This window comes from Ensifer sp. GW821-FHT05G01 (assembly GCF_059419585.1).
Genome location: NZ_JBWKSC010000005.1, coordinates 62,379 through 84,544, shown reverse-complemented (window position 1 = coordinate 84,544; position 22,166 = coordinate 62,379). Strand labels below are relative to the sequence as shown.

At 62.4% G+C, this 22,166-nt stretch carries 20 protein-coding genes; 9 read left to right on the top strand and 11 right to left on the bottom strand.

Features of this window, described 5'->3' with window-relative positions:
• Positions 1 to 12: 12 nt before the first annotated feature.
• The 6 genes from AC07UR_RS14055 to AC07UR_RS14030 all read right to left on the bottom strand — a co-directional run bounded on the left by AC07UR_RS14055 (position 13) and on the right by AC07UR_RS14030 (position 6,357).
• On the bottom strand, positions 13 to 837 hold the full coding sequence (locus AC07UR_RS14055) for a carbohydrate ABC transporter permease (RefSeq protein WP_173418227.1): 825 nt from the start codon (positions 835 to 837) through the stop codon (positions 13 to 15).
• Positions 838 to 858: 21 nt separating this feature from the next.
• Positions 859 to 1,725 (bottom strand): carbohydrate ABC transporter permease, encoded by an 867-nt coding sequence (locus AC07UR_RS14050; protein ID WP_065780770.1) that lies wholly within the window; start codon positions 1,723 to 1,725, stop codon positions 859 to 861.
• A gap of 2 nt (positions 1,726 to 1,727) precedes the next feature.
• Positions 1,728 to 2,798 carry an ABC transporter ATP-binding protein gene (locus AC07UR_RS14045; protein WP_173418226.1) on the bottom strand — a complete coding sequence of 357 codons (1,071 nt, stop codon included), beginning with the start codon at positions 2,796 to 2,798 and terminating at the stop codon, positions 1,728 to 1,730.
• 22 nt (positions 2,799 to 2,820) lie between these two features.
• Complete coding sequence (locus tag AC07UR_RS14040; protein WP_209790491.1) at positions 2,821 to 3,891, bottom strand: ABC transporter ATP-binding protein; 1,071 nt, start codon at positions 3,889 to 3,891, stop codon at positions 2,821 to 2,823.
• A 52-nt stretch (positions 3,892 to 3,943) separates the two neighbouring features.
• Positions 3,944 to 5,461, bottom strand: a complete 1,518-nt coding sequence (gene glpD, locus AC07UR_RS14035; protein ID WP_209790492.1) for a glycerol-3-phosphate dehydrogenase — start codon at positions 5,459 to 5,461, stop codon at positions 3,944 to 3,946.
• Positions 5,462 to 5,592: 131 nt separating this feature from the next.
• Positions 5,593 to 6,357 (bottom strand): DeoR/GlpR family DNA-binding transcription regulator, encoded by a 765-nt coding sequence (locus tag AC07UR_RS14030; protein WP_173418223.1) that lies wholly within the window; start codon positions 6,355 to 6,357, stop codon positions 5,593 to 5,595.
• Positions 6,358 to 6,530: 173 nt separating this feature from the next.
• Here AC07UR_RS14030 and AC07UR_RS14025 point away from each other — a divergent pair, with 173 nt between their 5' ends.
• From AC07UR_RS14025 to AC07UR_RS13995, 7 genes are all read left to right on the top strand, one after another.
• Complete coding sequence (locus tag AC07UR_RS14025) at positions 6,531 to 7,298, top strand: SDR family NAD(P)-dependent oxidoreductase (RefSeq protein WP_209790493.1); 768 nt, start codon at positions 6,531 to 6,533, stop codon at positions 7,296 to 7,298.
• Between the two features lie 256 nt (positions 7,299 to 7,554).
• Positions 7,555 to 8,451, top strand: a complete 897-nt coding sequence (locus AC07UR_RS14020) for a LysR family transcriptional regulator (RefSeq protein WP_209790494.1) — start codon at positions 7,555 to 7,557, stop codon at positions 8,449 to 8,451.
• Between the two features lie 173 nt (positions 8,452 to 8,624).
• Positions 8,625 to 9,104 (top strand): formate dehydrogenase subunit gamma, encoded by a 480-nt coding sequence (locus AC07UR_RS14015; RefSeq protein WP_173418220.1) that lies wholly within the window; start codon positions 8,625 to 8,627, stop codon positions 9,102 to 9,104.
• Positions 9,101 to 10,657 (top strand): formate dehydrogenase beta subunit, encoded by a 1,557-nt coding sequence (locus AC07UR_RS14010; protein ID WP_209790495.1) that lies wholly within the window; start codon positions 9,101 to 9,103, stop codon positions 10,655 to 10,657. Before AC07UR_RS14015 ends, AC07UR_RS14010 begins: the two co-directional genes overlap by 4 nt.
• 11 nt (positions 10,658 to 10,668) lie before the next feature.
• The gene (gene fdhF, locus AC07UR_RS14005; protein WP_173418218.1) at positions 10,669 to 13,548 is read left to right on the top strand and encodes a formate dehydrogenase subunit alpha; all 2,880 of its coding nucleotides are present in this window, start codon (positions 10,669 to 10,671) and stop codon (positions 13,546 to 13,548) included.
• A gap of 5 nt (positions 13,549 to 13,553) precedes the next feature.
• On the top strand, positions 13,554 to 14,408 hold the full coding sequence (gene fdhD / locus AC07UR_RS14000) for a formate dehydrogenase accessory sulfurtransferase FdhD (RefSeq protein ID WP_234902747.1): 855 nt from the start codon (positions 13,554 to 13,556) through the stop codon (positions 14,406 to 14,408).
• The gene (locus tag AC07UR_RS13995) at positions 14,398 to 14,628 is read left to right on the top strand and encodes a formate dehydrogenase subunit delta (protein ID WP_112805380.1); all 231 of its coding nucleotides are present in this window, start codon (positions 14,398 to 14,400) and stop codon (positions 14,626 to 14,628) included. The genes fdhD and AC07UR_RS13995 overlap by 11 nt, the downstream gene beginning before the upstream one ends.
• 111 nt (positions 14,629 to 14,739) lie before the next feature.
• Here the strand turns inward: AC07UR_RS13995 and AC07UR_RS13990 are convergent, their stop codons facing one another.
• The 4 genes from AC07UR_RS13990 to rocF form a co-directional block, all read right to left on the bottom strand.
• Positions 14,740 to 16,518, bottom strand: coding sequence for a methyl-accepting chemotaxis protein (locus AC07UR_RS13990; RefSeq protein WP_209790496.1), 1,779 nt, complete (start codon positions 16,516 to 16,518; stop codon positions 14,740 to 14,742).
• A 446-nt stretch (positions 16,519 to 16,964) separates the two neighbouring features.
• The gene (locus tag AC07UR_RS13985) at positions 16,965 to 17,444 is read right to left on the bottom strand and encodes a chemotaxis protein CheW (RefSeq protein WP_025425030.1); all 480 of its coding nucleotides are present in this window, start codon (positions 17,442 to 17,444) and stop codon (positions 16,965 to 16,967) included.
• A 297-nt stretch (positions 17,445 to 17,741) separates the two neighbouring features.
• On the bottom strand, positions 17,742 to 18,947 hold the full coding sequence (rocD, locus tag AC07UR_RS13980; RefSeq protein ID WP_209790497.1) for an ornithine--oxo-acid transaminase: 1,206 nt from the start codon (positions 18,945 to 18,947) through the stop codon (positions 17,742 to 17,744).
• A 128-nt stretch (positions 18,948 to 19,075) separates the two neighbouring features.
• Positions 19,076 to 19,999 carry an arginase gene (gene rocF, locus AC07UR_RS13975; protein ID WP_173418215.1) on the bottom strand — a complete coding sequence of 308 codons (924 nt, stop codon included), beginning with the start codon at positions 19,997 to 19,999 and terminating at the stop codon, positions 19,076 to 19,078.
• A gap of 139 nt (positions 20,000 to 20,138) precedes the next feature.
• On the opposite strand from rocF, the gene AC07UR_RS13970 reads away from it, so the two are divergent.
• Together AC07UR_RS13970 and AC07UR_RS13965 are read left to right on the top strand one after the other, a co-directional pair.
• A complete protein-coding gene (locus AC07UR_RS13970) occupies positions 20,139 to 20,573 on the top strand; it encodes an Lrp/AsnC family transcriptional regulator (RefSeq protein ID WP_065780784.1) in 435 nt (144 codons plus the stop codon).
• Between the two features lie 112 nt (positions 20,574 to 20,685).
• Complete coding sequence (locus tag AC07UR_RS13965) at positions 20,686 to 21,183, top strand: VOC family protein (RefSeq protein WP_173418214.1); 498 nt, start codon at positions 20,686 to 20,688, stop codon at positions 21,181 to 21,183.
• 36 nt (positions 21,184 to 21,219) lie between these two features.
• Here the strand turns inward: AC07UR_RS13965 and AC07UR_RS13960 are convergent, their stop codons facing one another.
• Positions 21,220 to 22,011, bottom strand: coding sequence for an APH(3') family aminoglycoside O-phosphotransferase (locus tag AC07UR_RS13960; protein ID WP_173418213.1), 792 nt, complete (start codon positions 22,009 to 22,011; stop codon positions 21,220 to 21,222).
• Positions 22,012 to 22,166: the final 155 nt, after the last annotated feature.

Here is a 22,166-nt window from a genome sequence, read left to right as displayed (position 1 = left end):
GACGAAGCTCCTTTAGACGCGGCCCAGGGCAAAGCCCTTGGCGATGTAGTTGCGTACGAAGTAGATCACCAGCGCGCCGGGGATGATGGTGAGCACGCCGGCTGCCGCCAGCACGCCCCAGTCGAGGCCGGAGGCCGAGACCGTGCGGGTCATGATCGCGGCGATCGGCTTGGCGGCGGTGGTCGTCAGCGTGCGGGCCAGCAGCAGTTCGACCCAGGAGAACATGAAGCAGAAGAAGGCCGCGACGCCGATGCCCGAGGCAATCAGCGGCGTGAAGATCTTCACGAAGAACCGCGGGAACGAGTAGCCGTCGATATAGGCGGTCTCGTCGATCTCCTTCGGCACACCGGACATGAAACCTTCCAGGATCCAGACCGCCAGCGGCACGTTGAACAGGCAGTGAGCCAGCGCGACCGCGATGTGGGTGTCGATCAGGCCGAAGGCCGAATAGAGCTGGAAAAACGGCAGCGCGAAAACGGCCGGCGGCGCCATGCGGTTGGTCAGCAGCCAGAAGAACAGGTGCTTGTCGCCGAGGAAGCGGTAGCGCGAGAAGGCGTAGGCCGCCGGAAGCGCCACCGAAACCGAGATCACCGTGTTCATGACGACGTAGATGATCGAGTTGATATAGCCCTTGTACCAGGACGGGTCGGTGAAGATCACCATGTAGTTGCGCAGCGTCGGGTTCTGCGGCCACAGCGAAAACGTGCTGAGGATCTCGCTCGTTTCCTTGAAGCTCATGTTGACGAGCCAGTAGATCGGCAACAACAGGAAGACGATGTAGATCGTCGGAACCAGCCAGGACAGGCGTTGCGAAAGCGGTGCTTTGGTCGTGTTCATTGGTCTCTCCTCCCTCCCGGTTCAGCTCTGCGCGTCGCTCGTGGTCATCACGGTGTAGAAGATCCACGAGAGCAGCAGGATGATGAGGAAGTAGATGATCGATAGGGCTGCCGCCGGACCGAGGTCGAACTGGCCGATGGCCATTTTTACGAGGTCGATCGACAGGAAGGTGGTGGAGTTGCCCGGGCCGCCGCCGGTGACGACGAAGGGTTCGGTGTAGATCATGAATGAGTCCATGAAGCGCAGCAGGAAGGCGATCAGCAGCACGCGCTTCATCTTCGGCAGCTGGATGTAGCGGAACACGGACCAGCGCGACGCGCCATCGATCTTGGCGGCCTGATAGTAGGCGTCCGGGATCGAGACGAGACCGGCATAGCAGAGCAGCACCACAAGGCTCGTCCAGTGCCAGACGTCCATGACGATCAGCGTGACCCAGGCGTCGATCGGGTTCTGCACGTAGTTGTAGTTGATCCCCAGCGCTTCCAGCGTGTGGCCGAGCAGGCCGATGTCGACGCGTCCGAAGACCTGCCAGATGGTGCCGACGACGTTCCACGGGATCAGGAGCGGCAGCGCCATCAGGACGAGGCAGACCGGCACGCCCAGGCCCTTCTTCGGCATGTTGAGCGCGATGATGATGCCGAGCGGGATTTCGATCGCAAGGATGATCGCCGAAAAGATCAGGTTGCGGGTGAGCGCGTCCCAGAAGCGGTCGGAGGTCAGGACGTCGACATACCAGTCGGTCCCGGCCCAGAAGAACTCGTTGTTGCCGAAGGTGTCCTGAACCGAATAGTTGACCACGGTCATCAGCGGGATCACCGCCGAGAAGGCGACGAGCACCAGCACCGGCAGAACCATGAACCAGGCTTTGTTGTTCCAGGTCTTTTCCATGATCAGGCCTCCCCGCCGACGCGCCAGGAATCGGCGTAGATGTTGATGGCCTTCTGGTCGAAGGCGATGCGTGGATCGGCAGGGATCTCGCCATCCTCGTCGAGGATGATCGAGATCGGCTGGTCGGCAAAGCGGGCGCGCACGATCTTGTGACGGCCGATATCCTCGACCTTCGTGATCGCAACCGGCATGCCCTCGCGGCCGATCGACACGAACTCCGGGCGGATGCCGAGTTCGGTCTTGGCGCCGGACTTGATCTCTGGCCGGAAGTTGAGCGCAATGCTCTCGCCGCCGACCTGGGCGGTGCTGCCGTCGATTTTTGCCGGCAGAACGTTCATGCCCGGCGAACCGATGAAATAGCCGACGAACGTGTGGCGCGGCCGTTCGAACAGTTCGGCGGGCGTGCCGATCTGCACGATCTGGCCGTCATACATGACGACGACCTTGTCGGCGAAGGTGAGCGCTTCGGTCTGGTCATGGGTGACGTAGACCATGGTGAAGCCGAACTGCTTGTGCAGCCGCTTGATCTGCGAACGCAGCACCCATTTCATTTCCGGATCGATGACGGTCAGAGGCTCGTCGAACAGGATGGCGCTGACGTCGGAGCGCACGAGGCCGCGGCCAAGCGAGATCTTCTGCTTCTGGTCGGCCGTCAGGCCTTGCGCCTTCTTGCCCGCCCAGCCGCCAAGGCCGATCATCTCGATGATCTCCTTGACGCGGCGGTCAACCTCGGTCTCCGGCACATGCCGGTTGCGAAGCGGGAAGGCGAGATTGTCGTAGACGGTCATCGTGTCGTAGATCACCGGGAACTGGAACACCTGGGCGATGTTGCGGTCCTGGGTGGACAGATGCGTGACGTCCTTGCCGTCGAAGAGGATGCGTCCTTCCGACGGATTGATGAGGCCCGAAATGATGTTGAGCAGCGTGGTCTTGCCACAGCCGGACGGTCCGAGCAGCGCATAGGCGCCGCCGTCGTTCCACTCGTGGTGCACTTCCTTGAGCGCGTAGTCGTTTTCCGACTTCGGCTTGGCGCCATAGGCGTGGCGGATATGTTCGAGATCGATGCGTGCCATTGTCTTTCCTCCCAGCGCCCCCTCAGGCCGTCTTGCCGATCGCGCGCCCATCCGGCCCGAAGGCCATCAGGTGGCGGATGTCGACGAAAACCTCGAGGGTTGCGTCCGGTTCGATGTCGTGGATGCCCGGCGCCAGCATGACCCAGCGCGCACCGGAAAAGCCGACGTGGATGAAGCTTTCGGAGCCTGCGATTTCAGAGATTGCCGTCTTGACCGTCAGCGGTGTCGCGCCGTCGAAAGGACGGTCGAACGACAGGTGGTGCGGCTGGAAGGCGACCGTGCAGGGGCCGTCCGGCAGCGCCGAAAGGTGGACGGGAACAGACAGAACGTGCTTGCCGTCGAACGTGAAGATCGCGCCCGACTTGATGAGTTCGATCGTGTTCAGCGGCGGATCGGCGAAGGTTCGTGCCGTCACCAGGTCGACCGGGCGACGGAAGACGTCGATGGTCTTGCCGAACTGGGTGATGCGGCCCTGGCTAAGCGTAGCGGTATTGCCGCCGAGAAGCAGGGCTTCGGAAGGTTCGGTGGTCGCATAGACGAAGATCGCGCCCGATGCCGCGAAGAGCTTCGGCAGTTCCTCGCGCAATTCTTCGCGCAGCTTGTAGTCGAGGTTGGCGAGCGGTTCGTCGAGAAGCACGAGATCGGCGTTCTTGACGATGGCGCGCGCCAGCGCCGTGCGCTGCTGCTGGCCGCCGGACAGGCTGAGCGGCGTGCGATCGAGATAGGGCGTGAGCTTCAGCAGTTCGGCGGCCTTGCGCACCTCGCGGTCGATCGTGGCGGCGTCCGAACCCCTGATGCGCATCGGCGAGGCGACGTTGTCGTAGACGGTCATCGACGGGTAGTTGATGAACTGCTGGTAGACCATGGCCACGGAACGTTTCTGGACCGGCAGGCCGGTGACGTCGGTGCCGTCGAAGATCAGCGAACCGGAGGCAGGCTTGTCAAGGCCGGCCATCAGCCGCATCAACGACGTCTTGCCGGAAAGGGTTGGGCCGAGCAGCACATTGAGCGTCCCCCTCTGCAGCACAAGATCGGTCGGGTAGATATGCGTCTCCCCACCCACGACCTTGGATATCTTCTTCATTTCAAGCATTGAATTCTCCGGTGTTCCACCCAGCCATCGGCATTCCAGTATGCGGGGATCCTCAGGCGGCGGCGTTCGCCGCGCCCCGCATGTATTCCTCCAGTGCTGCCGCCTCGCCGGGCGTCAGCTTCAATCCCAGTTTGGTGCGCCGCCACAACACGTCCTCGGCGTGCCGGGCCCACTCCTCCTTGATCAGCCACTTCACTTCCGCCTCGTAGAGGTCGGCGCCGAAATGGCGGCCAAGGCCAGCCTCGTTCGATGCCGATCCGAGCAGCGCTGAGGCGCGCGTGCCGTAGAGGCGGACCAGCCGGCGCACATGGCCTGCGGCAAGGAAGGGATATTTCTTGTGAAGCTTGGCGACCTCGTCAGCATAGCCCGTGGCCGGGAAATCCCCGCCCGGCAGGTTCGAGCCAGCCGTCCACTTGGCGCCCTTGACGCCAATGGCCTCGCCGATCTTTTCGAGCGCGGATTCGCTCAGGCGACGATAGGTCGTCAGCTTGCCGCCGAAGACATTGAGCAGCGGTGCCGTCGTCCTGTCGCCCTCGACCCGAAGAACGTAATCGCGGGTCGCCTCCTGCGCCTTGCTGGCGCCATCGTCAAACAGCGGGCGGACGGCGGAATAGGTCCAGACGATGTCGTCCTTCTCCACCGGCTCGAGGAAATACTCGCTCGCTGCCTTGCAGAGGTAGTCGACCTCCGCATCGCTGATGCGCACGTCTGCCGGGTTGTCGGTGTAGTCGCGATCGGTGGTCCCGATCAGCGTGAAATCGTCCTCGTAGGGAATGGCGAACATGATCCGGCCATCCGGATTCTGGAAGAAGTAAGCACGAGGATCGTTGAACTTCTTGCGCACGACGATGTGGCTGCCCTGGACCAGGCGCACGTTGTGAACATCGTTCTTGCCGAGCGCACTTGCGAGCACCGCATCGACCCACGGGCCTGCCGCATTGACCAGCATGCGCGCCCGCGTCTGCCGGCGCTCGCCGGTTGCGGTGTCCTCGGTTTCGATCGTCCAAGTGCCGTTGTCGCGTTTTGCCGAGATCACCCGGGTGCGCGCCATGATCCTGGCGCCGCGGTTGGCCGCGTCGCGGGCGTTGAGCACAACCAGACGCGCGTCGTTGACCCAGCCGTCGGAGTATTCGAATGCCTTGGTGAACAGCCGCTTCAACGGCTTTCCGGCCGGGTCGCGCGTCATGTCGAGCGTTGCTGTCGCCGGCAGGAGCTTGCGGCCGCCGATATGATCGTAAAGGAACAGGCCGAGGCGGATGAGCCAGGCCGGGCGCGGGCCACCCTTGTGGTAGGGCAGAACGAAGCGCATCGGCCAGATCACGTGTGGCGCCATCGCCCAGAGCACTTCGCGCTCCATCAGCGCTTCGCGCACCAGGCGAAATTCGTAATGTTCGAGATAGCGCAGGCCGCCATGGATGAGTTTGGTCGAGCCGGACGACGTGCCGGAGGCAAAGTCGTTCATCTCGGCAAGGGCAACCGAATATCCCCGACCGACCGCATCACGCGCGATGCCGCATCCGTTGATGCCGCCGCCGATAACGAAGACGTCGAAGATTGCCTGCTCTGCCACTGCTTTTCCCCTCCCACATTTCGCAATGCACAAATTGGTGCAATCGCGAAAGTGAAATCAGTTAAAGCGAAAATATATCGAATGTCAAACGAATGTTGGGCGAATCTCAGGATCGTCTAAAAAAGCGCTTTTCAGGCCTCGGTTTCGATCAGGCGAACGTCCTGTTCGGCGCAGATTTTCCGCACGTTATCAACGAGACAGCGATCGGTGATGAAGGTCTGGACCTGGGAGATATGACCGATGCGAACGGGGGCCGTTCTTTCGAATTTGGTCGAGTCGGAAACGAGGATGACGTGGCGGGCATTGGCGATGATCGCCTGGGCGACTTTCACTTCGCGAAAATCGAAATCGAGCAGTGCGCCGTCATGGTCGATGGCCGAGGCGCCGATGACGGCGAAGTCCACCTTGAACTGCTTGATGAAGTCGACCGCCGCCTCGCCGACAATGCCGCCGTCGGAGCCGCGAACCACCCCGCCGGTGATGACCACCTCGATCGACGGGAAGACGCGCAAGTGGTTGGCGACGTTGATGTTGTTGGTGATGACCATCAATTCCTTGTGGTCTAGCAGCGCCTCGCCCACGGCCTCCGTCGTCGTGCCGATATTGATGAACAGCGAGGCGTTGTCGGGGATGAGGGCAGCGGCAGCCCTGCCGATCGCCTGCTTCTCCGGTGCGGCGATCTGGCGGCGGGCATCGTATTTGACGTTTTCCTTGCCGCTCGGGAAGATCGCGCCGCCGTGAATCCGGTTGAGGATCTTGGCGTCGCAGAGGTCGTTGAGGTCCTTGCGAATGGTCTGCGGCGTCACCGAAAAGCGCTGCGCCAGCTCCTCGACCAGCACGCGTCCTTCGTTCTTCGCCAGTTCCAGGATTTCCGCCTGCCGCCCTGTCAGATACATTCCGAAACCTCCCCGTTTTCGTTTTTTTTCATAATATGCAAAAACGAAAGCTGTGCAATTTCAGAAATCGTCGTTTGTCGCGATTCTGCTTTCGTCGGCGGCATGTGAATTGCGCGCGTTGCAATCACCCCGGCGATAGGCGACTTTGGCAATGACGGGAAGAGGGAAAAGACATGTTTCATCCGGCCTTGTTCAAAGGCATGACTGTGGTGGTGACCGGCGGTGGACGCGGCATCGGACTTGAAGTGGCGCGCCAGTTTCTCGATTGCGGCGCGCATGTGTTCGTCCATGCCGGGCGGACGATTGGCGATCTTCCGGATTTCCTGGAGACGGCTGCGACCGAGGGGCGGGCGCATGTGGCGGCAGCCGATTTCCTGGCAGAGGGTGGCGTCGAGGTACTGGCGGACGCGGTCCGCAGCCGCTTCGACAGCGTCGACATCCTCGTCAACAATGCCGGCACCATGGTTGGCCGCTTTCCGGCAGCCGAGCTGACCGACGAGCAGTATCGCACTGTCGTCCAGCTCAACCAGACCTCCGTGGTCGAGATGACGCGGGCACTGTTGCCACTTTTGCGCAAGGGCACCCATCCGGCAATCGTCAACACCGTGTCGATTTCGGCGCTGACCGGCGGCAGTGCCGGCTCGTCGATCTATTCGGCGACCAAGGCCTTCGTGTCTACCTACTCTAAGGCGCTGGCGCGCGAACTGGCGCCCGAGGGCATCAGGGTCAACTGCGTCTCGCCCGGCACCATCACCACCGAGTTTCACGAGCGCTACTCGTCGCCGGAAAAGCTGGAGGCGACGCGCAAGACGATCCCGATCGGCAGGCTTGGCACGGCCGAGGACTGCGCGCCGGCCTATCTCTTCCTCGCCTCCCATGCGCTGTCCGGCTACATCACCGGCCAGGTGCTGGAGGTCAATGGCGGCCAGCTCATCACGTGAGTACAGCAGGTGTAGATGGCCGTGGCGGTCAAGCCCCTCATCCGCCTGCCGGCACCTTCTCCCTGCGAGCGGGGCGAAGGGACATGCGGCGCGCTCCGATGCCTTCTCCACGCCCGCGGAGCGTAAGATCTTGCGGCGGCCCTGACATTCTTTCGCCGGCATCACCCTTCGGCAGGGATCGGGGCACGTCCCCTCGCCCCGCGTGCGGGGAGAGGGTTAGGGTGAGGGGTAAAGCCAAGGACTCCGAAGGTTCGGGATGATCGACAAGCTGGAAATGTTTCTGGTGCTGGCCCGCGAAAAACACTTCGGCCGGGCAGCGCTTGAATGCGGGGTGACGCAGCCGACGCTATCGGCGGCAATTCGCCAGCTCGAAGGCCAGCTCGGCGTCATGCTCGTCAGTCGCGGCTCGCGCTTTCAGGGGCTGACGCCGGAAGGGCAACGGGTGCTCGAATGGGCGCGCCGCATCGTCGGCGATGCCCGCACCATGCGCGAGGAGATGCGCACGGCGCGCAAAGGCCTCTCCGGGCATATCCGGCTGGCGGCGATCCCGACGACGCTGGCCATGGTGCCGATGATCACCGCGCCCTTTCAGGAGAAGCATCCCGACGTGACTTTCTCGGTGCTGTCGACCACGTCGCTGCAGATCCTGGCGCTGCTCGAAAACCTCGAGATCGATGCCGGTCTCACTTATCTGGAGAACGAACCGCTCGGGCGCGTCACCAGCGTCCCGCTGCAGATCGAGCGCTACCACCTCGTAACGGCTGCGGGAACGCCGCTTTCCGATCGCGAAAGCGTGACGTGGAAGGAGGTTAGCGATATTCGGCTTTGTCTATTGACCGCCGATATGCAGAACCGGCGGATCATCAACCAGCATTTCTCCGAGGCTGGCGTCGTTGCCGCTCCGACGCTCGAATCGAATTCGATGATCGTGCTTTTCTCCCATGTGCGCACCGGTCGTTGGGCCAGCATCATGCCCTTCAACGTCGCGAAATCATTTGGTTTTCACGAAGACATCAAGATGATCCCGATCATCGAGCCGGATGCCCACCACACCGTTGGCCTGGTTGCGACGCATCGTGAACCATTCACGCCGCTGGTGTCGGCGCTTTTGCACGAAGCGCGCATTCTCGGCGAGAGAAATCAGGTTCAATAGATTTTTTCTATCAACCAACGGAACAGCCTTATTGACCCTTCCGCCCAGAAGCGCGAAGCTTTTCGTTCATGGGAATGGACGTGGAGGAAGCGGCCTTCCCAGGCGATGCCAATTCGAGCTGGGCGTGGTCCGCAAAAGGGCCGCTACAGCCGCGAGCCGGGAGGGCTCCCCGAGTGAATATTCACCAGCCGCGTGGAGATGTATCCGGGCGCACGCTTGCGATCGTCGAGGAACTGAAGGGGCTCGAAGGGCCGCTGCTGCCGATCTTTCACGAGATCCAGCACGAATTCGGTTACGTGCCGCAGGACTGTCTGCCCGTCATCGCGCGTGAACTCAACCTGTCGCGCGCCGAGGTCTACGGCGTCTTTTCGTTCTATCATGACTTTCGCGAACATCCGGCCGGCCGCCATGTGCTGAAGCTCTGTCGTGCCGAGGCGTGCCAGTCGATGGGTGGCGATGAACTGGCCGAGCGCGCGAAGCGCCTGCTCGGCATCGACTTCCACGAAACGACACCCGACGGCGCGGTGACACTGGAGCCGGTCTACTGTCTCGGGCTCTGTTCCTGCGCACCCTCCGCGATGTTCGACGGAGAGGTGCATGCCCGGGTCGATGCCGACGATCTCGACGCCCTCGTTTCGGAGGCGCGCCGATGACCACGAAGATCTACATTCCCCGCGATGCCGCGGCCCTGGCGCTCGGCGCCGACAAGGTGGCGAAGGCGATTGAAGACCTGATCGCCGCACGCGGCCTCGATGTCACCATCGTGCGCAACGGCTCACGCGGCCTGCACTGGCTGGAACCGCTGGTGGAGGTGGAAACGTCGGAGGGGCGCGTCGCCTATGGGCCGGTCAAGGCGCGCGATGTCGCGTCTCTCATCGATGCCGGCCTTGTTGATGGCGGCAACCATGCGCTCTGTCTCGGGAAGACCGAGGAGATCCCATTCCTGAAGCAGCAGACGCGGCTGACCTTCGCGCGCTGCGGCGTCATCGACCCGCTGTCGCTCGACGATTACCGCGCGCATGGCGGTCTTCGCGGACTGGAGAACGCCATCTCCATGGAGCCGATGGCTATCGTCACGCAGGTGACGGAGAGCGGTCTTCGCGGCCGCGGCGGCGCCGGTTTCCCGACCGGCATCAAATGGAAGACGGTTCTGGAAGCAGCGGGCGAGCGGAAGTACATCGTCTGTAACGCCGATGAGGGCGACAGCGGTACCTTTGCCGACCGGATGATCATGGAGGGCGATCCCTTCGTGTTGATCGAGGGCATGGCGGTGGCAGGCCTTGCGACCGGCGCGACCAAGGGCTTCATCTATACGCGTTCGGAGTATCCGCATGCGATCGCCACCATGGCGCAAGCGATCGAGATCGCGCGCCGAGCCGGCGTGCTCGGGCAATCGGTGCTCGGCTCGGGACGTGCCTTCGACATGGAAGTGCGCACCGGCGCCGGCGCCTATGTCTGCGGCGAGGAAACAGCGTTGCTCAACAGCCTCGAGGGCAAGCGCGGCATCGTGCGCGCGAAGCCGCCGCTCCCCGCCCACAAGGGCCTGTTCGACTGTCCGACCGTCATCAACAACGTGATCTCGCTCGCTTCCGTTCCTGTCATCATGGACAAAGGGGCCTCCTTCTACCGAGACTTCGGCATGGGCCGCTCGCGCGGGACGATCCCGATCCAGATCGCCGGCAACGTCAAGCACTCGGGCCTGTTCGAAACTGCCTTTGGCCTCGCGCTCGGCGAGATCATCGATCATATCGCTGGCGGAACGGCAACTGGCCGGCCGGTCAAGGCGGTGCAGGTTGGCGGTCCGCTCGGAGCCTATTTTCCGCGTGCGCTGTTCGACACGCCGTTCGACTATGAAGCCTTTGCCGCCCGGGACGGCTTGATCGGCCATGCCGGCATCGTTGTCTTCGACGATACCGCCGACATGCTGAAGCAGGCACGTTTCGCCATGGAGTTCTGCGCGATCGAAAGCTGCGGCAAATGCACGCCCTGTCGCATCGGCTCGACCCGTGGCGTCGAAGTGGCCGACAAGATCGCCGCAGGCATCGAGCCGGAGAAGAACCGCGAACTGCTCGCCGATCTCTGCAACACCATGAAGTTCGGTTCGCTCTGCGCGCTCGGCGGGTTCACGCCCTATCCCGTCGTCAGCGCGATGACGCATTTTCCGGATGATTTCAAACCGGCTCCGCTTGTCGAAGCGGCGGAGTGAGGAGGAAGACCATGTCTCTCATTCATGAAATCGACTATGGCACGCCTGCCTCCCGCTCCGAAACCATGGTGACGCTGACCATCGACGGGCGCGAAGTGACCGTTCCCGAGGGCACATCGATCATGCGCGCGGCGATGGATGCGGGCATCGAGGTGCCGAAGCTCTGTGCCTCCGACATGATGGACGCCTTCGGCTCCTGCCGGCTCTGTCTCGTCGAGATCAAGGGGCGGGGCGGTATGCCCGCCTCCTGCACCACGCCGGTGGCGCCGGGGCTCGAAGTGTCGACCCAGACGCCGCGCCTGAAGGACGTTCGCCGCGGGGTGATGGAGCTCTATATCTCCGACCATCCGCTCGACTGTCTGACCTGTGCGGCCAATGGCGATTGCGAGCTGCAGGACATGGCCGGAGCCGTGGGCCTGCGCGATGTGCGGTACGGCTATGAGGGTGAGAACCACGTCAAGGCGCGCAACAATGGCGACATCAACGCCAAATGGCTGCCGAAGGACGAGTCCAATCCATACTTCACCTACGACCCGGCGAAGTGCATCGTCTGCTCGCGCTGCGTGCGTGCCTGCGAGGAAGTGCAGGGCACCTTCGCGCTGACGATCGGCGGCCGTGGTTTCGACAGCCGCGTTTCCGCCGGCATGGCCGAAGACTTCATGTCGTCTGAATGCGTGTCCTGCGGCGCCTGCGTCCAGGCCTGCCCGACGGCGACGCTCACCGAAAAATCCGTGATCGAGATCGGTCAGCCGGAGCATTCCGTCGTCACCACCTGCGCCTATTGCGGTGTCGGCTGCTCCTTTAAGGCGGAAATGCGCGGCGAAGAACTGGTGCGCATGGTGCCGTGGAAGGATGGGCAGGCGAACCGCGGCCATTCCTGCGTCAAGGGTCGGTTTGCCTATGGTTATTCGACCCATAAGGACCGCATCCTCAACCCGATGATCCGCGAGAAGATCTCTGATCCCTGGCGCGAAGTGACCTGGGAGGAGGCCTATGCGCATGTGGCCGCCGAATTCCGGCGGATCCAGTACCAGTATGGCCGTGATTCCGTCGGCGGCATCACCTCGTCGCGCTGCACCAACGAAGAAACCTATCTGGTCCAGAAGCTGGTGCGCGCCGGCTTCGGCAACAACAATGTCGACACCTGCGCCCGTGTCTGCCACTCGCCGACCGGCTACGGTCTCGGCCAGGCCTTCGGCACGTCCGCCGGCACGCAGAATTTCGATTCGGTCGAGTTCACCGACGTCGCCGTCATCATCGGCGCCAACCCGACCGATGGCCATCCGGTCTTCGGCTCGCGTCTGAAGAAGCGGCTGCGCGAAGGCGCCAAGCTGATCGTCATCGATCCGCGCCGCACAGACATCGTGCGTTCACCGCATGTGGAAGCGTCCTATCACCTGCCGTTGAAGCCGGGCACCAATGTCGCGATCCTGACCTCGATCGCGCATGTGATCGTCACCGAAGGGCTCGCCAACGAGGCCTTCATCCGCGAGCGTTGCGACTGGTCTGAATACGAGGACTGGGCGAGTTTCGTTGCCGAGCCCTATCACAGCCCGGAGGCGACCGAAGCCTATACCGGCGTTCCCGCCGATCTCGTTCGCGGTGCCGCACGGCTCTTTGCCACCGGCGGCAACGGCGCGATCTATTACGGCCTCGGGGTTACCGAGCACAGCCAGGGCTCGACCACGGTCATGGCGATTGCCAACCTTGCCATGGTCACCGGCAATATCGGCCGGCCTGGTGTCGGCGTGAACCCGCTGCGCGGCCAGAACAACGTCCAGGGCTCCTGCGACATGGGCTCGTTCCCGCACGAACTTCCGGGTTACCGCCATGTCTCCGACGATGCGACGCGCGAGACCTTCGAAAAACTCTGGGGTGTCGAGATATCCAGCGAGCCGGGCTTGCGCATACCGAACATGCTCGATGCCGCCGTCGACGGCACCTTCAAGGGCATCTACATCCAGGGCGAGGACATCCTGCAGTCGGATCCCGACACCAAGCACGTGGCCGCCGGCCTTGCGGCGATGGAGTGCGTCGTGGTGCACGACCTCTTCCTCAACGAGACGGCCAACTATGCCCACGTGTTCCTTCCGGGCTCGACCTTCCTGGAAAAGGACGGCACCTTCACCAATGCCGAACGCCGCATCAACCGCGTGCGCAAGGTGATGACGCCGAAGAACGGCTATGCCGACTGGGAAGTCACCCAGAAGTTGGCGCAGGCCATGGGGATGAACTGGAACTATCGCCATCCTTCCGAAATCATGGACGAGATCGCCGCGACGACACCGAGCTTCGCGCTCGTTTCCTACGACTATCTGGAGAAGATGGGCTCCGTGCAGTGGCCCTGCAACGAGAAGCATCCCGAGGGCTCGCCGATCATGCATGTCGACGGCTTCGTGCGCGGCAAGGGCAAGTTCATCCGTACCGAATATGTCGCGACCGACGAGCGAACCGGCCCGCGTTTCCCGCTGTTGCTCACCACCGGCCGCATTCTCAGCCAGTACAATGTCGGCGCCCAGACGCGGCGCACCGACAACGTCGTCTGGCATGCGGAGGACCGGCTGGAAATCCACCCGCATGACGCCGAACAGCGCGGCATCCGCGATGGCGACTGGATCAGGCTCGCCAGCCGCGCCGGCGAGACGACGCTTCGCTCTCTGATCACCGATCGGGTGGCGCCGGGTGTCGTCTACACCACCTTCCACCATCCGACGACGCAGGCAAACGTCATCACCACCGACTTCTCCGACTGGGCGACCAATTGCCCTGAGTACAAGGTGACGGCGGTTCAGGTGATGCCGTCTAACGGACCATCGGACTGGCAGCAGGATTACGATGAGCAGGCGCGGCAATCGCGCCGGATTGCCGGCAAGCTGGAGGCTGCGGAGTAGTCGCGATGCCCGGGCCATCCATGCCGAAATTCCAGGTGTCGAAGACCGTGCCGGAGACCGCCCTGCGCGCAGGAATCTTGAGGGACGGCGCTCGTGCTGTCCCGGAAGAGACGCCTGTCGCATTCACCTTCGGGGGCTCGACCCACGCGGTGATGATGGCGACGCCAGGCGATCTCGAGGATTTCGCCGTCGGCTTCAGCCTGACCGAGAGCATCATCGCTGAGCCCGGCCAGATCGAAGCGGTCGAGGCGATCGCCGACGAAGTGGCGGGCAATCTCGGCATCGATCTGCAGATCACGCTGAAGGACGAGCAGAACGACATGCTGCGCCTGCGCCGCCGCCATATGGCGGGGCCTGTCGGCTGCGGCCTCTGTGGCATCGAATCGATCGAGCAGGCGGTGCGGCCGACACCGGATGTTTCTGCGTCACCTCTTCGTCTGTCGGAGGAAGACGTGGTCAAGGCGGTCGCGCTTTTAAACGGCCAGCAGCCGCTGCATTTCGAAACCCGCGCCGTGCACGGTGCCGCGTTCTACGTGCCGGGCAGGGGATTGATCGCGGTGCGAGAGGACGTCGGCCGCCACAACGCGCTGGACAAGCTTGTCGGAGCGGCGGCCCGTGCCGGGTTCCGCGGAAGTGACGGCGCCGTCGTCGTCACCAGCCGCGTTTCCGTCGAGATGGTGCAGAAGACAGCTGTTGTCGGCAGCCCCGTCATTATCGCCATCTCGGCGCCGACAGCACTAGCGATCCGCACGGCAGAAGCCGCGGGCATGACGCTGATCGCCCTTGTGCGCGGCGACGAATTCGAGATCTTCACCCATGCCGAACGCATCAAGTCCGGAGCCATCGCCGATGTCGCATGACACCAATGCCAAGCTGATCTACATGGCGAACCAGATCGCCACCTTCTTCAAGAGCCAGCCGCAGGACGAAGCCGCCCAGGGCGTTGCGACGCATATCAACAAATATTGGGAGCCGCGCATGCGGCGGCAGCTGTTCCAGCATATCGATGGCGGTGGCGAGGGCCTGAGCCCGCTGGTGCTCGAAGCCGCTTCGAAGATCAAGCGCCCGCAGGCGGCTTGAGGACTGCGTCGATCGACGCGGCATGATCGGATCTTTTCGGAAGATATGCGGGAAGGCGGCGACCGGTCGCCGCCTTCCCCTATTCCTGAGCGCGGGGTGCAGGGATTGCGCTCAGAAATTCTGCCATCCGTCGTTCGACGGGGCGGCGGCAAGGGCTTGTCGTTGTCCGCCGCGCATGCCGCGGGCGGTGGCGTGCAGGCGGGTTGCCTGCTGGCGCTCGTCGGCGTGTCTTTCAACCGGCACCGTCTCCTGGCCGATCTGGAATTGCCTGAGCAGGGCATGGAGGGCCTCGGCTTCCCGCGACATGTTGTGGCTCGCGGCGGTGCTTTCCTCGACCATGGCGGCATTCTGCTGGGTCGCCTGATCCATGGAGTTGACCGCCTGGTTGATTTCCTTCAGCCCCGTCGCCTGCTCGCGGGCTGCCTCGACGATGGCCGAGACGTTGATGTTGATCTCCTGAACCTGGACCAGGATTTCTTCCAGCGCTGCCCCCGTCTGCCCGACAAGCGATACGCCGTTCTTGACGTGGTCGCTGGAGGTGGTGATCAGCGCCTTGATCTCCTTGGCGGCCTGGGCCGAGCGCTGGGCGAGCTCGCGGACCTCCTGGGCGACGACGGCAAAACCCTTGCCGGCCTCGCCGGCCCGCGCCGCTTCGACGCCGGCATTCAGTGCCAGGAGGTTGGTCTGGAAGGCAATGTCGTCGATGACACCGATGATGTTGGAGATCTCGCGTGAGGATTGCTCGATCTGGTCCATCGCACCGATGGCGCTTTTGACGACGCTGCCGGAGCGTTCGGCTCCCGCCTTGGTCTTGGCGACCAGCCCGCCGGCCTCCTCGGCGCGGCGGCTGGAGTCGGCGACTGTCGTGGTGATCTCATCGAGGGCGGCTGCGGTTTCTTCCACCGAGGCGGCCTGCTGTTCCGTGCGTTTGGAGAGATCGTCTGCGGCCGAGCGGATTTCGCGCGCTCCGGACGCGATGGCGTTGGCGTTGTCGCCGACGGTCTGCATCGCCCGACAGAGCCGATCGATTGCGTCGTTGAAATCGGTGCGCACCGCTTCCATGCTGGGAACGAAGGGCGTCGGCAGGCTGTGGGTGAGATCACCTTCGGCAAGTGCCTGAAGGCCGACGCCGAGCGCCTTGATCGCGCCCATGCGCTCGCTGACGTCGGTTGCGAACTTGACGACCTTGTAGACCTTGCCGTTCGTGTCGCGGATCGGATTGTAGGCCGCCTGGATCCAGATCTCCTTGCCGCCCCTGCCGTAGCGCACGAATTCGTTGGAGATGAACTCGCCGGCGGCCAGTTTCTTCCAGAACTCGGCATATTCACTGCCTTGCACGTAGGTCGGGTCGCAGAACATGCTGTGATGCCTGCCTTGAATTTCCTTCAGACTGTAGCCGAGTGCGTTGCAGAAGTTCTCGTTGGCCGTGACGATCTCACCTGAGGGGGTGAATTCGATCACTGCCTGCGATTTCGAGATGGCATCGAGCTTGCCGCCATCCTCATTCGCCTTGATCTTGGCGGCGGTGATGTCACTTGCAAATTTCACGACCTTGTAGGGTTTGCCGTTGTGAAAGACGGGGTTGTAGGTCGCCTGGATCCAGATTTCGCGGCCACCCTTGGCAAAGCGCCTGTAGGCATTGGCGTCGTACTCACCCCGTCCGAGCCGGGTCCAGAAATCACGATACTCTTGCGTCTGCACATAATCGGGTGCGCAGAACATGCGGTGGTGCTGGCCAACGATCTCTTGCAGGGTGTAGCCGAGTGCCTGGCAGAAGTTTTCGTTGGCCGTCAGAATTTTTCCCGTGAGATCGAACTGGATCATGGCCTGCGACTTTGACAGCGCGGCGACGATCTGGCGTGAATCCAGGCTCTGTCCGAAAGAGAACATGATTACCCTCTGATTTGGTTCTTGTTGTTTCAAGCGGAAAGCCGGGACTCGTTGCTTGCGGTGTCGACAGGGCATGCGGGGCCGAAAGCGGCGCAGGCTCCGGGGACAAGGACAAATGCCGGCATGCCGAAAATTGTCTGGTCCGTCGTCCGCCGGCCCAATCGGGGTCAGCGTTTTCTTGCTGCGAGGGGAGTTCGAACTCGTGGGCGTTCATGCCCATGACGTCTTGCTGATACAATCTACGTTAGTATTATGGTTATTAAGTAGATGTTAAAATAGCAATTATCAGTTTTTAGTTGTGAAAATTCGCATACTATTTCTGGGTTGAATTAGCAACTTGTCGTTTACGAATCTCCCGCGGCGACTTTGAAGTCGGACCAAGCGGACAAAAAAAGCCGCCTTGCCCAGCGGCAAAGCGGCTCCGATACGGTGACCTGCCCTGTTGTTTAGGCGGCCATTTCCTCGACTTCGCGTTCCTTGAACATGCGGGCGAGGTTGAGGAAGCAGATCATGCCGTTTTCGTTGGCGATGATACCCTCGGCAAAGCTCTTGTCGAAGGAGGCGGTAACTTCGGGAACCGGTTGCACCTGGTTGCCCTGGACGGTGAGGATGTCGGAAACGCGGTCGACCACCAGGCCGATCACCATGTTGTGGACTTCCGCAACGACGATGGCGCTGCGCTCATTGGCCGTGGTCGATTTCATGCCGAGCTTGTGGGCAAGGTCGATGATCGGGATCACGGTGCCGCGCAGGTTCATCACGCCGATGACCTCAGGCGGCGAATGCGGGATCGGGGTCGAGGGGGCCCAGCCACGGATCTCGCGGATCGTGGTGGTCTTGACGCAGAATTCCTGATCGTGGAGGCGGAACGCGATGATTTCCAGCGTTTCGCCGTCGAAACCAGCCGTCCTGAGTGTGCTTGTCATCGAAGGTCCTTCCAGCTTTCCGGTCGACGCCTTAAGGCGCGACACCGCCAAACTCGTTACATCTCCGTGCGGTGCGGTCGCGGCTGGCGCGGCCATTGAGCCGATGGGGAGCGTTTTCAAAAGTCCGCCGACGACATCCGGCGGGGCGCAGCTGCATCATGCGCGGAGGAACCGCTTTGCGCTTTGGGAAGGGACTATAGGCCGGGATTCGTTAAGACTTGCTTTTGCAAGTGCTTAAAGACATTGCGCCCCGGTCGATGCCGGGGCGCAAGGAAAAGCGAATTCGATATGAAGGGATCAGGCCGAGGCGAGGACCGTTGCGAACTGTTCGATGGCCCAATCGACCTGCTCGGCGGTGATCACCAGCGGCGGCGCGATACGGATCGTGTCGCCATGGGTGTCCTTGGCAAGGATGCCGAGTTGCTTCAGCGCTTCGCAGTACTTGCGGGCGCCACCGGCTTCCGGCACCAGCTCGACCGCCAGCATCAGGCCGCGGCCGCGCACTTCCTTGATGATGTTCGACCGGATGTCGGTCAGACCCTTCTGGAAGCGGTCGCCCATGCGCGCCGAGTTCTCGATCATGCCTTCCTCGGTGAGCGCCTTGAGCGCCGCGCGGGCAATGGCGCAGGCGAGCGGATTGCCGCCGAAAGTCGAGCCATGCTGGCCGGGCTTCAAGACGCCGAGCACTTCCGAGTTTGAAAGCACGGCCGAGACCGGATAGAAGCCGCCCGAAAGCGCCTTGCCGATCAGCGTCACGTCGGCCTCGATGCCCTCATGTTCTTCGGCAAGCAGCTTGCCGGTGCGGCCGAGGCCGGTCTGGATCTCGTCGAGGATCAGCGTGATGCCATGCCTGGTGCAGAGCTCGCGTACCGCCGGGAAGTAGCCGGGCGTCGGGACGAGCACGCCGGCTTCGCCCTGGATCGGCTCGACCAGGAAGGCGACGGTGTTCTCGGTGATTGCCGCGCGGAAGGCGTCGATGTCCCCGAAGGGCACGACCTTGAAGCCGGGCGCGAACGGGCCGAAGCCGGTGCGCGCGTCCGGGTCGGTCGAAAACCCGACGATACCCATGGTGCGGCCATGGAAATTGTTGGAGCAGACGATGATCTCGGCCTTGTTTTCGGCCACACCCTTGACCTCGTAGCCCCACTTGCGCACGGCCTTGACGGCGGTCTCGACGGCTTCGGCGCCCGAGTTCATCGGCAGCACCTTGTGCGAGCCGGTGAGCGCTGCGATCTCTTCATAGAAATGCGCGAGCTGATCGTTGCGGAAGGCGCGCGAGGTCAGCGTCAGCTTCTGCGCCTGCTCCATCATCGCCTGGAAGATTTTTGGATGGCAGTGGCCTTGGTTGACGGCGGAGTAGGCCGAGAGGCAGTCGAGGTAGCGATTGCCTTCCATGTCCCAGACATAGACGCCTTCGCCGCGCGAAAGCACGACGTCGAGCGGCTTGTAGTTGTGTGCGCCGAGCCGGTACTCGGTTTCGATCAGGTCTGCCGTGGTGTTCATCCGTCGTCCTCCGTTATTTTTCTACAGCGCCGCGCGTCTGATCGGACGCGCAAAGGTCGCCGTAGCACTTTGATTTTCTGCATGATTTTTCCTTGAAACCATTTCGTTTCAAGGAATTCTGCAGGGGCTCAGGCGCTGCGGGTCGGGCGGTCAAGGACGCGGCGGCCGAAAAGGCTCGCGGTCAGTTCGACCAGGACACGCGCGCTCTTGCCGCGATCGTCGAGGAAGGGGTTGAGTTCGACGACGTCGAGGGAGGAGACGAGATCGCTTTCCCAGAGCATTTCCATGATCAGGTGGGCTTCGCGGAAGGTGGCGCCGCCGGGAACGGTAGTGCCAACACCCGGTGCAAGCTCGGGATCCATGAAGTCTACGTCGAGGCTGACATGCAGGAGGCCGTTGGCCGAGCGGACTTCGTCGAGGATATGACGCATGATGTGTGCCATGCCGAGTTCGTCGACCGCGCGCATGTCGTAGACGCGCACGCCGTGTTCGGCGATCTCTTCGCGTTCGCGATCATCGACCGAGCGGATGCCGACCTGGAAGACCTTGGTCGGATCGACCATAGGCCTGTCCGCCGGCAGGATCGGGGTGAATTCTGCTTGGCCGCAGAAGAAGGCGACCGGCATGCCGTGCATGTTACCGGACGGCGACGTTGCCGGAGAGTTGAAGTCGGCATGGGCATCGAGCCAAAGCACGAACAGCGGGCGGCCGACTTCGGCGGCGTAACGCGCCATGCCGGAAACGCTGCCCATCGAAAGCGCGTGGTCGCCACCCAGGATGATCGGGAAATGGCCCTTGCGAACGGTGTCGTGGACGGAATCGTGCAGAGCGCGGGCGAAGGCGGCGACGATCTGCAGGTTGTTGGCGCCTGCATGATTGGCGAGGTCGCGCGCCGGCAGCGGCTTGACGTCGCCCTCGTCGTAGACCGTGTGACCGAGGTCGCGCAGAACGGTGTCGATACCGGCAATGCGAAGCGCCGTTGGGCCCATGGCCGCGCCGCGTCGTCCAGAACCTTCTTCGATGGGTGCGCCGATCAGCGTGATGGTGGTCATATCAGCCCGTTCCTTCCTGGTGATTCCCGTGAGTTGCGCGGATTATCGTCAAAATGCGTGACAGCAAAAAGATGGAAAACTGTCGAATAGAAGGATAAGATTGGCATATTGCCAAGTCCGATTTTACAAAGTGAGAGCTATGGACGACCTCGATCAGGCGCTGATCAGCGCCTTGCGACAGAATGCGCGCTTGCCGGTTTCGACCCTTTCGGCGCGCACCGGCGTGTCGCGCGCGACCGTTGCAGCCCGCATCGACCGGCTGGTTGCCAATGGAACGATCGCTGCCTTCACCATCCGCACCGGATCCGAAATCCCGGCGTCCGGGGTGCGCGCCGTGGTGATGATCGAGGTCCACGGCAAGATGGCCGACCGGGTCGCCGAGCAGTTGCGCGGCCTGCCGCAGGTCAGAGCGCTGCACAGCACCAACGGCCGCTGGGACTTCATCGCCGAACTCGAGGATCGGGACCTGGTGTCGTTCGACGAGACCTTGAGACGGATCCGGCTGATCGACGGCATCACCGTGACGGAAACCAACATCCTGTTGAAAACGAGCAAGCTGACGGGTGCATTCTAGCCGTTTTGGGCACGCCAGGCGGCATGCGAAAAGCATCGCCGCGAGTCAATTGTTCTTGCTTTGTTCTCATGTTTGTATATGATGTGCGCCTCACCCGAGATTGGAGGATGTCATGGTCATCAATGGCGGCAGGCTGGCCGATCGGCAGATCTGTGTGAAGCTTTTTGTCAGGCATGGCGATGAGGACCGCGCCATTGCCTTTTATCGCGATGTGCTGGGCGCCGAACTGATACAGCGCCACGAGTGGCCGAGCGGCATCCTGACCAGTGCCGATCTTAGGATCGGCGAATCCGTCTTCCGGATTGCCGGTGCCAATCCGCGCCGTGACGCCGAGCCGAAGCTTGGCGGGCCAAGGTCGCCGCACGCGCTTGGGACCACGGCAGTCATTCTCGAACTGCATGTGAAGGACGTCGACCGAGTCATCGGGCGGGCGATCGGGGCGGGGGCTGCACTCAGGAACCCGGCCGAGACGCTGTCGACCGGCGATCGCGTCGGCGCTTTCATCGATCCGTTCGGCCATATCTGGGCGCTGTTCAACGCCCTTGAGGACGTCGACCTCGCAGATGCCGATATCGTCGACCTGAACGTTGAGGCCCGCGACGCCGCATAGGCGGCGCGGGCCATGCCGCGTTTGTTTTCGGTGCGTTCAGAAGAACTCGTCGAGAAGGCAATAGAAGTCGAGTTTCTCTGGATCGGCGCGACGGACGCCGTAAAGATCGAGAAACGGCTGGACCCATTCTTCCCCGAGATTATGAGCAATGCTGCGGCAGGTGAGCGCAAGATCCTGATAGGGATCGGCAACGCCCAGACGACTGCAGTCGATGAAGCCGGCGAAGCGACCGTCCCGGGCGATGACGTTTGGCAGGCAGGCGTCGCCATGGGTGACGACGAGTTTTCCTTCCTGCGGGATTTTGGCCTGAAGCTCGACGAACAATTCTTCAGCGGTCTTGCCAAGCCGCGCCTCATCGAAATCGGTCACATCGACCAGGTCCGCCTCGGCGCGCAGCCTGGCGATCGCGATGCGTGCGCCGACCCGGTGATCGAAGGGGCACGCTTCGGCGTCAAGCGCATGCATGCGACGCACAGCTTCGGCAAGCAGGACGACCTGTTCTGACGCAGCAAGGGTGCTCGAGGCGAGGTCGACGCCGTCGACCGCCTCCATCAGCAGCCAGTTCCGGTCTGCGTACACCTCGCGGGCGATGACGCGCGGACAAGGCATGCCCTGCTTGCCCAGCCATTCGAGCCGCGAAGCCTCGTCGACGAGCTCGTCGAAGGGACTGGACTGCTCGACCTTCAGAACCAGAGGAGGGCGAGCTTCGGCGTCGAACAGGAAGACGCTCGATGCCGACTGGCCAAGGCTGTCCATTCGCCAGGAATAGCCGTTGAGCAGCGGTGCGAAACCTGGCGGAAGATCGATATCGGGAAGCTGAAAAGACAAGAAACACCTGAAATCATGCGTTGTGCTGAAAATACAGAGGAGAGCTCTGCGCGTCCTCTCGGACGTACGGAGGTCTTCGTAGCATCGTGAAACTGCGCATGTTTTCAACGCTAAACCCGATTGGGCTCAAGGCATGAAAACATGCAACGGTGGCG